17 protein-coding genes are annotated in these 13,446 nt (G+C 70.0%); 4 read left to right on the forward strand and 13 right to left on the reverse strand.

The features are described from left to right. The first annotated feature begins 22 nt into the window (after window positions 1–22). Entirely contained in the window at window positions 23–679 is a 657-nt protein-coding gene (locus H6927_07860) for an FABP family protein (GenBank protein ID MCP5218019.1), read from the forward strand. Window positions 680–708: 29 nt separating this feature from the next. Here the strand turns inward: H6927_07860 and H6927_07865 are convergent, their stop codons facing one another. The 3 genes from H6927_07865 to H6927_07875 form a co-directional block, all read right to left on the reverse strand. Next, window positions 709–1,875 carry an FAD-dependent oxidoreductase gene (locus H6927_07865; protein MCP5218020.1) on the reverse strand — a complete coding sequence of 389 codons (1,167 nt, stop codon included), beginning with the start codon at window positions 1,873–1,875 and terminating at the stop codon, window positions 709–711. Between the two features lie 180 nt (window positions 1,876–2,055). Beyond that, complete coding sequence (gene xth / locus H6927_07870; protein MCP5218021.1) at window positions 2,056–2,838, reverse strand: exodeoxyribonuclease III; 783 nt, start codon at window positions 2,836–2,838, stop codon at window positions 2,056–2,058. A gap of 7 nt (window positions 2,839–2,845) precedes the next feature. After that, entirely contained in the window at window positions 2,846–3,298 is a 453-nt protein-coding gene (locus tag H6927_07875; GenBank protein ID MCP5218022.1) for a MarR family transcriptional regulator, read from the reverse strand. Window positions 3,299–3,504: 206 nt separating this feature from the next. Here H6927_07875 and H6927_07880 point away from each other — a divergent pair, with 206 nt between their 5' ends. From H6927_07880 to H6927_07890, 3 genes are read left to right on the forward strand one after another with little or no spacing between them, the layout of a single operon-like run. Continuing rightward, the gene (locus H6927_07880) at window positions 3,505–4,665 is read left to right on the forward strand and encodes an MFS transporter (GenBank protein MCP5218023.1); all 1,161 of its coding nucleotides are present in this window, start codon (window positions 3,505–3,507) and stop codon (window positions 4,663–4,665) included. A gap of 44 nt (window positions 4,666–4,709) precedes the next feature. Next, entirely contained in the window at window positions 4,710–5,375 is a 666-nt protein-coding gene (locus tag H6927_07885; protein MCP5218024.1) for a DsbA family oxidoreductase, read from the forward strand. A gap of 5 nt (window positions 5,376–5,380) precedes the next feature. Next, a complete protein-coding gene (locus tag H6927_07890) occupies window positions 5,381–6,373 on the forward strand; it encodes an alpha/beta hydrolase (GenBank protein MCP5218025.1) in 993 nt (330 codons plus the stop codon). Window positions 6,374–6,464: 91 nt separating this feature from the next. Here H6927_07890 and H6927_07895 read toward each other — a convergent pair whose 3' ends face one another. The 10 genes from H6927_07895 to H6927_07940 all read right to left on the reverse strand — a co-directional run bounded on the left by H6927_07895 (window position 6,465) and on the right by H6927_07940 (window position 13,418). Continuing rightward, entirely contained in the window at window positions 6,465–7,016 is a 552-nt protein-coding gene (locus H6927_07895; protein ID MCP5218026.1) for a DUF488 domain-containing protein, read from the reverse strand. A gap of 14 nt (window positions 7,017–7,030) precedes the next feature. Then, on the reverse strand, window positions 7,031–7,486 hold the full coding sequence (locus H6927_07900; protein ID MCP5218027.1) for a cytochrome c: 456 nt from the start codon (window positions 7,484–7,486) through the stop codon (window positions 7,031–7,033). A gap of 23 nt (window positions 7,487–7,509) precedes the next feature. Further along, window positions 7,510–7,722: a DUF2945 domain-containing protein gene (locus H6927_07905; protein MCP5218028.1), complete on the reverse strand. Its 213-nt coding sequence runs from the start codon at window positions 7,720–7,722 to the stop codon at window positions 7,510–7,512. A gap of 122 nt (window positions 7,723–7,844) precedes the next feature. Beyond that, window positions 7,845–9,386 carry an acyl--CoA ligase gene (locus H6927_07910; GenBank protein MCP5218029.1) on the reverse strand — a complete coding sequence of 514 codons (1,542 nt, stop codon included), beginning with the start codon at window positions 9,384–9,386 and terminating at the stop codon, window positions 7,845–7,847. 4 nt (window positions 9,387–9,390) lie between these two features. Beyond that, entirely contained in the window at window positions 9,391–9,885 is a 495-nt protein-coding gene (locus H6927_07915) for a dihydrofolate reductase (protein MCP5218030.1), read from the reverse strand. Further along, complete coding sequence (locus H6927_07920) at window positions 9,882–10,847, reverse strand: alpha-ketoacid dehydrogenase subunit beta (protein MCP5218031.1); 966 nt, start codon at window positions 10,845–10,847, stop codon at window positions 9,882–9,884. Before H6927_07920 ends, H6927_07915 begins: the two co-directional genes overlap by 4 nt. 95 nt (window positions 10,848–10,942) lie before the next feature. Then, entirely contained in the window at window positions 10,943–11,914 is a 972-nt protein-coding gene (locus H6927_07925; GenBank protein ID MCP5218032.1) for a thiamine pyrophosphate-dependent dehydrogenase E1 component subunit alpha, read from the reverse strand. A 102-nt stretch (window positions 11,915–12,016) separates the two neighbouring features. Further along, the gene (locus tag H6927_07930; protein ID MCP5218033.1) at window positions 12,017–12,832 is read right to left on the reverse strand and encodes a thymidylate synthase; all 816 of its coding nucleotides are present in this window, start codon (window positions 12,830–12,832) and stop codon (window positions 12,017–12,019) included. 19 nt (window positions 12,833–12,851) lie between these two features. After that, the gene (locus H6927_07935) at window positions 12,852–13,127 is read right to left on the reverse strand and encodes a type II toxin-antitoxin system RelE/ParE family toxin (GenBank protein MCP5218034.1); all 276 of its coding nucleotides are present in this window, start codon (window positions 13,125–13,127) and stop codon (window positions 12,852–12,854) included. 12 nt (window positions 13,128–13,139) lie between these two features. Continuing rightward, a complete protein-coding gene (locus H6927_07940; protein ID MCP5218035.1) occupies window positions 13,140–13,418 on the reverse strand; it encodes an antitoxin of toxin-antitoxin stability system in 279 nt (92 codons plus the stop codon). Window positions 13,419–13,446 lie beyond the last annotated feature (28 nt).

A 13,446-nucleotide genomic window follows, 5' to 3' on the forward strand; every position in this document is an offset into this window, starting at 1 on the left:
TAGCCCGCACGCTATCGCGCCCATGACCGCAGGCCATTTGCAGCACCGGCCGCATCGGACTATTCTGGCATCTCCCTCAACGGCAACAAGGAGATGCATCGTGGCTGACATTCATGGACCGCAACGCCTGGGCCCGCTCACCCCGCTGGTCGGCGAATGGGAGGGCAACGTCGGGATCGATCTGTCCTATCACAACAAGGACGACGAGACCGGCCGCACCGGCTACTTCGAGAAGGCCTGGTTTCATCCCATTCCGGTCCAGGAGAACGGCAAGCAATCGCTCGAAGGCCTGAACTACAAGATGACCGCCTGGCGCCATGGCGAGGAGGCGATGGACCCCTTCCACGACGAGGTGGGCTACCTGCTGTGGGAAAAGGCCACCGGCCAGATCATGCGCGCGGTGGTGTTCGGGCGCGGCATCGCCATCCTGGCCGGCGGCGAGGCCAAGCCGCGCGACACCGTGCTGCACTTCAACGCCACGCCGGGCTCGCCCAACTTCGGCATCCTGCAGAACAAGTACCTGTCCGAGCGCGCGCAGCTGATGGACTTCAAGAGCACCTTCACCATCGTCGACGCCGACACCCTCAGCTACACGTCCGACCTGGTGCTCAAGCTGGCGGCCACCGGCGGCGAGATGCACCACACGGACAAGAACACGCTGACCCGCGTGAAGAAATAGGCCAGCCCCCTGAGCGGGGCGGACGCCGGTCAGGCCGGCAGGCGCCCGCGCACGCTGCCGGCGTCGAAGGGCCCGGGCTCGGCAATCAGCTTGCGCGCCGCCTCGACCTGGTCCCAGGTGTTCCACAGCAGCACGCCGCGCACGCGGCCGGCGTCCAGGTAGTACACCACGCCTTCGCGGTACGGCGTCACCCACTGCTCCACCGTCTGCAGGCGCGCGTCCAGCGTGCCCACGGCCTCGTAGCCCAGCTCGAACAGGTCGGAGTAGAAGTAGGGCAGCTCGTCGTACGGCGCGTCCTGCCCGGCCATGCCGCGGCCGGCGCGCTCGCCCATGGCGAGGGCGGCGTTCTCGTGCTCCACCCGCAGGCGCCGGCCCAGCGCGGCGGCGGGAAAGTTCGCCACGTCGCCGGCGGCGTAGATGTCGGCATCCGAGGTGCGCAGCTGCGCGTCGACCACGATGCCGTTGTCCACCGCCAGGCCCGCGTCCTGCGCCAGTTGCACGTTGGGCGTGATGCCCAGGCCGGCCACCACCACGTCCGCGGCCAGCGTGCTGCCGTCGGTCAGCTCGAGCATGTTGCCGCGCGCGCCCTGCACGGACACGCCGGCGCGCACGTCCACGCCCCGGTCGCGGTAGTAGGCGGTGACCGAGTCGGCCAGCGCCTTCGGGTAGGCGCGCGCGCCGATGGCGCCCTCGGGAAACAGCATGGTCACGGCGGCGCCGTTCAGCGTCAGCGCGGCGGCGATCTCGCTGCCGATGAAGCCGCCGCCGATCACCACCGCGCGGGTGCCCGGCTGGGCGGCCTGGCGCAGGCGCTGGTAATCGTCCAGCGTGCGCAGGTAGATGAAGTCGGGACCGAAGGGCAGGGTGCGCGGCGCGCCGCCCGTGGCCAGCAGCAGCTTGCGGTAGTGCCAGCGGTCGCCCGCGTCGTCGCGCACGGTGTGCGCCGCGCGGTCGATGGCCACGGCGCGCCGCCGCAGCTGCACGGTGGCGCGGGCGTCCTGGATCGGGCGCCAGATGTCGTCCTCCTTGCCGTCCTTCCACAGGGCCTTGGACAGCGGCGGGCGGTCGTAGGGCGGATGCGCCTCGGCGCCCAGCAGGGCGATGCTGGCCTGGCCGTCGGCCTGACGCAGCGCGACGGCGGCGGCGGCACCGGCCATGCCGGCGCCGATGATGAGGTGGTCGAAACGGTGTTCCATGGCACGTCCTCTGCAATCGGTTGACTCACGATTGGATGCCACGCCGGGGCCGCTTCGTTCCCGCCGCTGGGGTGACCCTGCTGGCGGCGCGGGATCGGGGGTGGGGCGGCGCCTGGACTTTTTGAGTCAAAAAGGCCGATGGTCCAAGGCTGGTGCGCGCCACCAGCTATCGAATCAGGATCAACCCAGGGTCACGATCACCGGCGCGTGGTCGCTGGGCTTGGGCCATTTGCGCGGCGTGCGGTCGATGGCGCAGGCGCTGACCTGGGGCCGCAGCGCGTCGCTGACCAGGATGTGGTCGATGCGCAGGCCGCGGTTCTTCTGGTAGCCCAGCATGCGGTAGTCCCACCACGAAAAGCTCTTGTCCGGCTGCTCGAACAGGCGAAACGAATCGGTCAGCCCCAGCCCCAGCAGCGCCTGGAAGTGCCCGCGCTCCTCGTCGGTGTGCAGGATGGTGCCGGCCAGGCCCACCGGGTCGTAGCTGTCGCGGTCCTCGGGCGCGATGTTGAAGTCGCCCACCAGCATCAGCCGCGGGTGCGCGGCCAGCTCCTCGCGCAGGTGCTCGCGCAGCGCACGCAGCCAGCTCATCTTGTAGTCGAACTTGTCGGTGCCCGGCGCCTGCCCGTTGACGAAGTAGCCGTTGACCAGGCGCAGCGGCCCGCCCGGGGCGTCCAGCGTGGCGGCGATCAGGCGCGCGTTGTCGTCGGCCAGGCCGGCGATGTTGCGCGCCACGTCGCTGGCCTGCAGCGGCGCGCGCGTGAGCAGGGCCACGCCGTTGTAGGTCTTCTGGCCGAACACCGCGGCCTCGTAGCCCGCCGCGCGCAGCGCCTCGTGCGGAAACTTGTCGTCGGTGAGCTTGAGCTCCTGCAGCGCCAGCACGTCCACCGGGTTGACGGCCAGCCAGTCCAGCACGTGCTGCAGGCGGGCGGTGAGGGAGTTGACGTTCCAAGTGGCGATTTTCATGGTTCTCTTAAATCTGGGATGGGAGCTTTTCCAGGATGCGGCGCAGCGAGGTCGCATCTTCGGCGCCCAGGTACTTGGTCCATGTCTTCTCGATCGCCTTGAAGATGCGCTGGACTTCGGCTTGTGCCGCCAGGCCGCGCTCGGTCAGCACAAGGATGCGGGCGCGCTGATCTTGCGGGTCGGGCATCGAAGTGATGTAGCCGTTCTTTTCCAGCTGGGCGATCTGCTGGCTCACCGCCTGTTTGCTGACGCCGCAGGAGCCGATGAACTGGCTTGCGCGCTGCGGCCCGCTGTGAAGGAAACGCAGCACGTTGGCCGCGTGCGCGAGGGAGAGATCCGCGAAGTCCGACGCGGCGATGCGTTCCTCGAATTCCGCGACGAAGAGCATCTCGGCGTGGCGCAGCACCGCAGACAGTGGGCGCCTGCCATGCACGCTCGAGGGCTTCTGCTCGTCAATCATGGGCCCCACTATACCTGTTGGTCAACGGCTTGTCAGTCAAGCACTTGACTTCTTGAAAAAACCGACGCATACTTGTCAACAGCTTGACTATCAACCCCTAGCCGAGCAGTTCCTCAATCGTCACGAGAGATTCGGAGAAATCCATGAGTACCACCTTCCCGGTGAAGACCGGCTTGAACGATCAGGGCAGGGCCCTGTCGAGGCCGATGTCTGCAACCTTCCTCTTGATCACCGTCCTCGTCGTTGCCGCGTCGCTGCGCGCAGCGATCACCTCCGTCGGTCCGCTGCTCACGCTGATCGGCAACGACACCCATCTCAGCAAGTCGGCGCTCGGCCTGCTGGGGGCGATCCCGCTCGCCGCGTTCGCGATCGTCTCGCCCCTGGTGCAATTGCTGGTCAAGCGCTTCGGTACCGAGCGTGCGGTCCTGCTGGCGCTGGTGGTGCTGACCGCTGCCACCGTGCTCCGTTCCATCCCCGGCTGGGACGGCTGGCTGTGGATCGGAACGGCGATCATCGGCGCCGCGATCGCCGTCGGCAACGTGCTGCTGCCCACGATCGTCAAGCGCGACTTCCCGAATCACGTCGCCGCGGCCACCGGTGGCTACGTGGCGGTGCTCAGCGGATTCGCCGCCCTCGCGTCCGGCATCGCGCTGCCCCTCGGCAACGCCTTCGGCTGGCGGATTTCGGTCGGTGCCGGCGCGCTCCTCTCGCTGATCGGCGCGATCGTCTGGCTGCCCCGCCTGCGGCACCAGGTCGCTGTGAAGACCGCTGCTGAACCGCCTTCGCCCGGTTCCATGTGGCGCGCACCGGTCGCGTGGTGGGTGGCCATGTTCTTCGCGGCCCAGATGGCGAACTTCTACTTGCTGATCACCTGGCTGCCGACGATCGAAAAGCACACCGGGCAGAGCGCGGTCGCCGGCGGATGGCACCTGTTCGTGTTCCAGGCGGCGGGCATCGTGGGCGGCTTGCTGATCCCCCGCTTGATGCGTGGACGCGCGGATCTGCGCGCCGTGTCGACCGCAGTCGCCCTGACCATGGTGGTGGCGATGGTGGGCCTGCTCTTTGCGCCTGCCCTGGTGGTGTTGTGGGCGATCGTCGGCGGCATGAGCGCCGGCGCCGCCTTGGTGGTCGGCCTGACCTTCATCGCGGCACGCGCAAGGCACACCACGGACGCGGGCCGTCTTTCCGGGATGGCGCAGTCGCTGGGGTACGCGCTGGCGATGGTGGGGCCGATCCTCGCCGGGTACCTGCTCGACAAGACCAACGCCTGGCAGGCTCCCGTGTTGCTCGTGCTGGTGATCGCCGTGCTGCAGTTGATCGTCGGGCTGTTTGCGGGCCGAGACCGGCACACCCACCCCGCGCAGTAGTTATCAGAAGCACCTTTCAAACCTTCCCAAATGATTGGACAACCATGACTTCCCAGACCCCGCTCCGCATCGATTTCGTTTCCGACGTTGCCTGCCCGTGGTGCGCCATCGGCTTGGCCAGCCTGCAGCAGGCGCTGACGCGGCTGGATGGAACCGTGAATGCGGAAATCCATCTGCAACCTTTCGAGGTCAATCCGCAGCTGCCGCCCGAGGGCGAGGATGCCAACGAACGCCAGATGGGCAAGTACGGCATCAGCGAGGAGCAGCTCGAAGCCAGGCGCGCCGTGATCCGCGAACGCGCCGCGGCGTTCGGAATCGCCTTCAACACGCACAAGGGCAGCCGCGTCTATGTCACCTTCGATGCGCACCGCTTGCTGCATTGGGCCGAGCTGCAAAACCGCGCGCTGGCCCTGGCGCTGAAACGCATACTGCAGCGCGCCTATTTCAGCGATGACGAAAACATCTCCAATCACGAGGTGCTGGTGCGGCTCGCGCGCGAAGCCGGGCTGGATGCGGACGCTGCCCGCCGCGTGCTGGAGGGCGGCGAATACGCCGACGCCGTGCGCACGCAGGAGCGCCATTTCCAGCAGGCTGGCGTCCATTCGGTGCCGACGATCATCATCAATGGGCAACACCTGATTTCCGGCGGGCAGCCGCCGGAAGTGTTCGAGCAGGCGCTGCGCCAAATTGCGGGCGCGAACGGGGCTTGAGAACCATGACCCGTCCATCATCTCCCGCCACGCGCAGGCCGCCCTTTGACCCTGAACTGGTCACCACGCTCGAGAAGCTCACGGCAGTCGAGCCGCGCGTGGTGTCGCCGCAGGCGCTGGCCATCAGGCGCCAGCGCTACGCGGACGCCGCAAGCACCCTCGACCACACCGCCGGTGGTGCCGTGACCGTGGAAGAACTCGACGTTCCAGGCCACGAGGGCGGCGCCGACGTGCACCTGACGCTGCTTCGGCCGTCGGCTGGGTCGCGGCCCCTGCCGGCGATCTACTTCATTCACGGTGGCGGGATGGTCCTGGGCGACCGCTACGCGGGCATCGACGCACTCGTGCCTTATGCGGCCGATGGATCGGCCGTTGTCGTGTCCGTCGAGTACCGGCTGGCGCCCGAGCATCCGCATCCCGCACCGATCGACGACTGCCATGCGGGCATCGTCTGGCTCGCCCGCCATGCGCGGGAACTCGGCATCGACCCCGACCGGATCATCGTGATGGGCGTGAGTGCGGGCGCCGGGCTCGCCGCGGGCATCGCGCTGCTCGCGCGCGACCGCGGATTCCCCACCCTCTCCCACCAGGTCCTGCTCCGGCCGATGCTGGACGACCGGATGCGGACGCACAGCAGCCAGATGCTCGATGGCGAGGGGGTCTGGGACCGCAACGAGAACGCGTTCGGATGGGCCGCACTCCTCGGACGGCAAAGCGAGGTGTCGCCTTACGCCGCGCCGTCACGCGCCGTCGATCTCAGCGGGCTTCCGCGGACGTATCTCGACACGGGGTCGGCAGACACCTTCCGCGACGAAACCCTCGAATACGCGGGCCGGCTGTCGGCGCATGGCGTCAGCGTCGACCTTCACGTGTGGGGCGGCGGATTCCACGGATTCGAGAACCAGGTGCCCGACGCCGCGCTATCCCGCATCTGCCGCACGGTGCAGGACGAGTTCATCCGACGCGCGCTCGCCCCGGCCAGGCAGGCGAAGGGATGAGCGGCCGCAAGGCCCAGAGCCCGCCGGTGGGCGCAGCGGGTGCCAGCCGTCCTGCATGCCCGCCGGGCCTGCACCCATGGCGTGCCGGTTTTCATGGGGTTTCGAGGTTCAGGCTGCGTTGCGGCGCCGGGTAGCTTACCGTGCCGTCGGCGTGCACCTGCGCCGCGGGCGTGAGATGGGCCTCGTCGATGCCGGCGTCCATGATGTGGCGCACCGTCTCGCCGGCGGCCAGCAGGTGGTCGGCGATGATGCGGCGGTGGCAGCGCCACCACACGCTCTCGGCGCACATGATGGCGCAGCGCTGGCGCTGGCCCTGCTCGCGCAGCCTGGCCAGGGCCGCGCGAAACGGCGGCTGCAGCGCCCAGTCGGCGTAGTTGTGAAAGCTGGCGTTGTCCCACCAGCCGTTGACCTCGGGCGCCACCGCGCGCTGGCGCGCGCGTCGCCCGCCCAGGTCGGCCACGTGCGCGTAGCCGATGCCGTGCGCCGCCAGCGCCTGGGGCAGCCGGTCCTCGTTGAACTGGGGGTTGGTGCGCGAGCGCGCAAAGCTGCGCACGTCGATCAGGCACGTGACGCCGGCCGCCTGCAGGCGCGTGATGAATTCGTCCGTGCTCAGCGTGCCGTGGCCGATGGTGAACAACGGCAGCCGACTGGCCCCGCTCACTTGAAGTGCTGCCTGAACGACGCGCGATAGCCCTGGTGGCACGCCAGGCAGGCCTGCTGCACCTTGGCAAAGGCGTCGATCACGGCGCCGCCGTCGCCGCGCCGGGCCACATCGCCCATGGCGTTGGCCGCGGCGCCCACCTGCTGGTCGAGGCCGCGGAACTTCACGGCATCCGTGCCCAGCCAGGTCAGCACGCGCACCTTCTCGGTCAGCGGCGGCTCGGGGTGCTCGGCAATTTGCGGCGCTAGCCGGGCCACCTCGGCCCAGTCCTCGGCCGAGATGGCGCCCGCCACCGCCTGCATGTGGCGGCCCAGCTGCTGCATCACGCCGCGCAGGCCCGGCATGGGGTCGGCCGCCGCCGGGGCGGTTTGCGCCTGGGCGGGCAGCGCCAGCGTGAAGGCGGCAAGCAGTACGGCCGACAGCGTCGATGCGAAGCGAAGGGCAGTGGGCATGGGTTGTTTCCTGGGTGGGTGGTTCAGTTCAGCAGCCGCAGCGCCGAGCCCTTGTGCACGGCCACGTGGTCGGTCTTGTCGCTCTGGATCTCGTACTGCGGATCGCGCGCGCTGGCGTGGTGCGTGTAGCCCCTCCAGTCGAAGTCCTGCTCGTGCACCCGAACGATGCGGCCGCTCACGCGGCCCGCCTCCGAGTTCCAGCCGACGTGATCGCCCACCTTGAAGCGTGTGTCCATGGTCTGCATCCCCTGTTGCAGGCCATTGTGCGGTGGGCGCGGGGCCGCCGTCGAGCCCGCGCCTGCAAGACCCTGCCGGCGGTGGGCCGGCGTTGCAGGGGCCTGGTCGTCAAACGTCCGGGTCAGGGCGCGGCGCCGTAGGCCTCGCGCAGCTCGCGCTTGAGCACCTTGCCGATGGCGCTGCGCGGCAGCTCGTCGATGAAGCGCAGATCGGCCAGGCGCTGGGTCTTGCCGACGCGCGGGTTGGCCCAGTCCTTCAGCTCGGCGGCGGTGGTGGTGGCGCCGGCATTCGGCACGACGAAGGCCACCGGCGTCTCGCCCCACTGCCCGCTGGGCACGCCCACCACGGCCACGTCGTGCACGGCGGGATGCTGGCGCAGCAGCGCCTCCAGGTCGCTGGGGTAGATGTTGAAGCCGCCGCTGATGATCATGTCCTTGCGGCGGTCGATCAGGGTGAGGAAGCCGTCGGCGTCAAAGCGCCCGACGTCGCCGGTGCGGATGAAGCGCTTGCCCGTGGCGTCGAACCACTCGGCCTCGCGCGTCTTCTCGGGCTGACCGTGGTAGCCGGTCATCATGCCGGCCGAGTGGCCCACCACCTCGCCCGCCTGGCCGGCCGGCAGCTCGCGTCCCGCCTCGTCGATCAGGCGGATGTCGCTGCCCGCGGCCGGCCGGCCCACGGTGTGCAGCTTGTCGGGGTGCAGGTGGGCGTCGAGGATGCAGGTGCCGCCGCCTTCGGTCATGCCGTAGAACTCGGTCAGCCCGCCGGGCCAGCGCGCCAGCACGTCGGCCTTGAGCTCGGCGCGAAACGGCGCGCTGGTGCAGAACTTGTTGCGAAAGGCGCTCAGGTCGAAATCGCCGAACTGCGGCAGCGCCATGATGCGCTGGTACTGCACCGGCACCAGCATGGTGTGCGTGACGCGGTGCCGCTGGGCCAGCTGCAGGTAGCGCAGGGCGTCGAATTTGGGCATCAGCACCACGCAGCCGCCGTAGGCCAGCGTGGGCACGAAGACCACCAGCGTGGTGTTGGAGTACAGCGGCGTGGCCAGCAGCGTGGTGCCGTGCGGGCCGTAGCCGTAGGTGGCGCCGCGGCGGATGTGCGCCCAGCGCATGCCGTGCGGCTGCACGATGCCCTTGGGCGTGCCGGTGGTGCCGCTGGAATAGATGATGTTGAACGCGGCATCGGGCGTGATGGCGACGGGCCGCGGGCGCGCGCCGGCGGGCGCCAGCCAGTCGTCGAAGGCCTGGCCGGATGCCGCGCCGTCCAGCGCGATGCGCGGCAGCGCGGGGTCGGGCGCGGGCAGGCGCGGCTGGGCGTCGGCGTCGACGAACAGCCGGCGCGCGCCGGCGTCGCGCAGCATCGAGGCCAGGGCCTCGGCGGTGGCCGAGGGCGCCAGCGGCGCCACCGCCACGCCGGCGCGCAGCGCGCCCATGAACAGCGCGGCGTAGCGCACCGAAGGGCTGGCGCAGATGGCGATGCACTGGCCGGGCTGAATGCCATCCTGCTGCAGCATGGCGGCGATGCGGTCCATCAGCGCGTCGAGCTCGGCGTAGCTGAGCGCGTCGTCATCGGCGCGCAGGGCGGGGTGGCCGGGGCGCTGGCGCGCGTGCTCGGCGATCAGGTCGGGCAGGGCGCGAAAGGGGGCGTCGGGTGCGGGGGTGGTCATGGCGTCAGGCGCGTGGTGGGCGCCGCCAGGTGACGAAGGCGCCGCGCAGCCCGGTGCGGGAGGCCATGGGCTCGCGCGCCACCTCGTGCCAGTCGGGGCCGATGGGGGGCGCGAAGGCGTCGCCGTCGAAGTCGGCGTCGATCTCGGTCACCACCAGTTCGTTGGCCAGGGGCAGGGCCTGGGCGTAGATCTGCGCGCCGCCGATGATCCAGACCTGCTCCGCATTCTCGCAAAGTTGTAGCGCCTCGCGCAGGCTGGATGCCGGTTCGAGGCCTATTTGATTCAAATCGCCCTGGCGCGTGACGACGATGTTGCGCCGCCCGGGCAGGGGGCGAAAGCGCGGCGGGATGGAGTCCCAGGTCTTGCGGCCCATGATGACGGGGTGGTTCAGCGTGACGCGCTTGAAGTGCGCCAGGTCCTCCGGCAGGTGCCAGGGCATGACGCCGCCCCGGCCGATGACGCCGCCGCGCGCCTGCGCCCAGATCAGGCCGATCTTCATCGCGCGAGCAGGGCGTGCACGGCGGCCGCGATCTTGTCGGGCCCCACGCGCGCCTCGGCCTCCAGGTTGGCCGCGTAGCCCACGGGGATGCGCGGCGCGCCCAGGCGGGCCACGCGCGCGCCGGTGTGCTCGGCCACGGTGGCGGCCACCTCGGCGCCAAAGCCGGCCACCTGAACGGCCTCGTGCACCACCAGCAGGCGGCCGGTGCGGGCCGCGCTGTTCAAGACGGCCTCCTTGTCCCAGGGCCAGAGGGTGCGCAGGTCGATCAGCTCGGCCTGCACGCCCTGCGCGGCCAGTTGCTCGGCCGCCTGCTGGCAGGCCTGCACCTGGCGCGACCACGAGACGAGGGTGACGTCGCCGCCAGCGCGCACCGTGCGCGCCTGGCCCAGCGGCACCACCTGGCCGGGGGTGACGGCGCCTTGCATGCCCCACAGCTCCTTGTGCTCCAGGTACACCACCGGGTCGCCCGACTGCAGCGCGGCCAGCAGCAGGCCGTGGTTGTCGGCCGGCGTGCCGGGGGCCGCCACCACCAGGCCGGGGATGTGGGCAAACCACGCTTCCAGCGACTGGCTGTGCTGCGCGGCCGATGCGCTCCAGATGCCGATGGGCATGCGCATCACCAGGGGCACGCGGCCCTGGCCGCCAAACATGTAGCGGTTCTTGGCCGCCTGGTTGACGATCTCGTCGATGGCGCACAGCGCAAAGTCCACCACGCGCAGCTCGACCACGGGCCGGCAGCCGGCCAGCGCCATGCCGACGGCGGCGCCGACGATGGTGGCCTCGGAGATCGGCGTGTCGATGACGCGCCCGGCGCCGAAGCGCTGCGCCAGCGGCGTGCCGTCCGCGTCGCGGTACTGGCCGAACACGCCGCCGCGGCCCAGGTCTTCGCCCAGGGCGATGACGGTGGGGTCGTGTTCCATCGTCTGCGCCAGGGCCAGAGAGGCGGCCTGCGCATAGGTCATGGTGCCCCCACGCTCCCCCGCTGCGCGAGGTGCGCTGCCCCCCAAGGGGGCGCTCGCGCCTTCGGGCGGCCGTGCGGCGCTCATGGGTGCGGCGCTCATGCCCACACCCCCGCGCCAACGGTCTGGATGTCGGTGTAGGCCGCGCCGGGCTCGGGCGGCGGCGCGGCGCTGGCGGCGGCCACGGCGGCGTCGATCTCGGCTTTGGCCTGCTGCTCGATCTGCTGCACCTGCGCGCCGTGGCCCTGCGCCAGCAGCTGCGCGCGCGTGCGGGCGATGCCGTCGCGCGCCAGGGCGGCCGCCACGTCCTCGGGCTTGCGGTAGTTGGCCGGGTCGACCGACACGTGGCCCTTGTGCCGGTCGGTGATGGCGTGCAGCAGGCGCGGGCCATGGCCGGCGCGCACCTCGCCGATCAGCGTGGCGGCGGCCTCGCTCACGGCCTGCACGTCGGTGCCATCGACCTGCATGGCGGCAATGCCCAGGGCCGCGGCGCGCACGCTGGCGCCGGGGCCGGCCGTCATGGCGCGGCTGTCGGTGGTGGCCGAGATGCGGTTGTCCTCGCACACGAAGAGCACCGGCAGCTGGTAGACCACGGCCCAGTTCAGCGCCTCCAGGAAGGGGCCGCGGTTGATGGCGCCGTCGCCGAAGAAGCACACCGCGATGGCGTCCTGGCCACGAATCTTCAAGCCCTGCGCCGCGCCCACGGCAATCGGCAGGCCGGCCGCCACCACGCCGTTGGCGCCCAGCATGCCGACCGAGAAATCGGCGATGTGCATGGAGCCGCCCTTGCCGCCGTTGGTGCCACTGGCGCGGCCGAACAGCTCGCCCATCATGCGCGTGGTGTCGGCGCCTTTGGCCAGGGTGTGGCCGTGGCCGCGGTGGGTGCTGGTCAGCAGGTCGGCGGGTGTCAGGTGCGCGCACACGCCGGCGGGCACGGCCTCTTGGCCGGTGGACAGGTGCAACGGGCCCTTGACGCGCACCTCGCCGCCGCCGGTGGCCGCGCCGCCCCAGGACACGCCGCCCTGGCTGGCGGCCTCGGCCGCGTCCTCGAAGGCGCGGATGCGCACCATGGTGCGGTACAGCGAGAGCAGGTCGGTCATGGCGTTGCTTTTAAATCAATAGCTGTCTGCGCTTGAAGCACGCGGGCAACAGCCGGATTCGATCATGAATGTTCAAACCGCCACCGGCGCCTTGATGGCCGGGTGGTGCTGGTAGTTCAGCACCTCGAAGTCTTCGTATTCGTAGTCGAAGATCGACGGCGGCCGGCGCTTGATGCGCAGTTGCGGGAGGGGGTAGGGCGCGCGGCTGAGCTGCTCGGTCACCTGCGCCTCGTGGTTGCTGTAGATGTGGCAGTCGCCGCCGGTCCAGATGAAGTCGCCCACCTGCAGGTCGCACTGCTGCGCCAGCATGTGCGTCAGCAGCGCGTAGCTGGCGATGTTGAAGGGCACGCCCAGAAAGATGTCGGCGCTGCGCTGGTAGAGCTGGCAGGACAGGCGCCCCTCGGCCACGTAGAACTGGAAGAAGGCGTGGCAGGGCATCAGCGCCATCCTGGGCAGGTCGGCCACGTTCCAGGCACTCACGATGATGCGGCGCGAGTCGGGGTTGGCCTTGAGCTGCTGCACCACCTGCGCGATCTGGTCGATGTGTCCGCCATCGGGCGTGGGCCAGCTGCGCCACTGCACGCCGTACACGGGGCCCAGATCGCCCGTCGCCGGGTCGGCCCATTCGTCCCAGATCGACACGCCGCGCTCCTGCAGCCAGCGCGCGTTGCCGTCGCCGCGCAGGAACCACAGCAGCTCGTAGACGATGCTTTTCAGGTGCACCTTCTTGGTGGTCACCAGCGGAAAGCCCTGCGATAGGTCGAAGCGCATCTGGTGGCCGAACACGCTCCGGGTGCCGGTGCCCGTGCGATCGGCCTTGAACACGCCGTGCTCGTGCACGTGGCGCATCAGGTCTTCGTAGGGGTGGGGGATGGGTTTGGCCGTCATGTCGGCTGATTTTCACCCATCACGGTGGCCATTGCCGTCGCGTGTGCACCAGAGCCAAAAGCCAGACGGCGTCGTCGTGCACCTCGTAGACCAGCCGGTAGCTTTCGTGGGCGACCAGCTCGCGCGTACCCGGGACTTGGCCCGTGCGGCCCAGCAAGGGGTGTTCCGCCAGGCGATTGGCAACCGCCGCAAACAGCTCATCCATCCGGATGGCGGCGAGCGGGTTGTCCTGGCCGATGAACTCGAAGATGCGGGCGCGATCCCGCTCGGCGCCCGAGGTCCAGAAGACCTTCACGAATCCGCGCGCTCAGCCTTGGCCAGCCATGCGGGCGCGGCGGGCGGCAAAGCGGGCCTCGACCTCGTCCGCGCCGGCGTAATCACCCGCTTCGATCTGCTGGCGCGCCTGCGCGACCTTCTCCTGCAAGAAGGCGTCGTAGCTGCGTGTGTCGCGCTGGCGCTGAATGAAGTCACGCATCAGCTCGCGCAGGATTTGCGAGGCGGGCCGGTGACTGGCCTGGGCCTCGGCCATGAAGGCGTCGCGCAGCTCGGGTTCGAGCTTCATCGTGAACATGGCTTCCTTGGACATGGGTGGCCCTTTTGAAAATGTACCAACG

This window comes from Burkholderiaceae bacterium (assembly GCA_024235995.1).
Lineage (GTDB): Bacteria > Pseudomonadota > Gammaproteobacteria > Burkholderiales > Burkholderiaceae_C > Ottowia.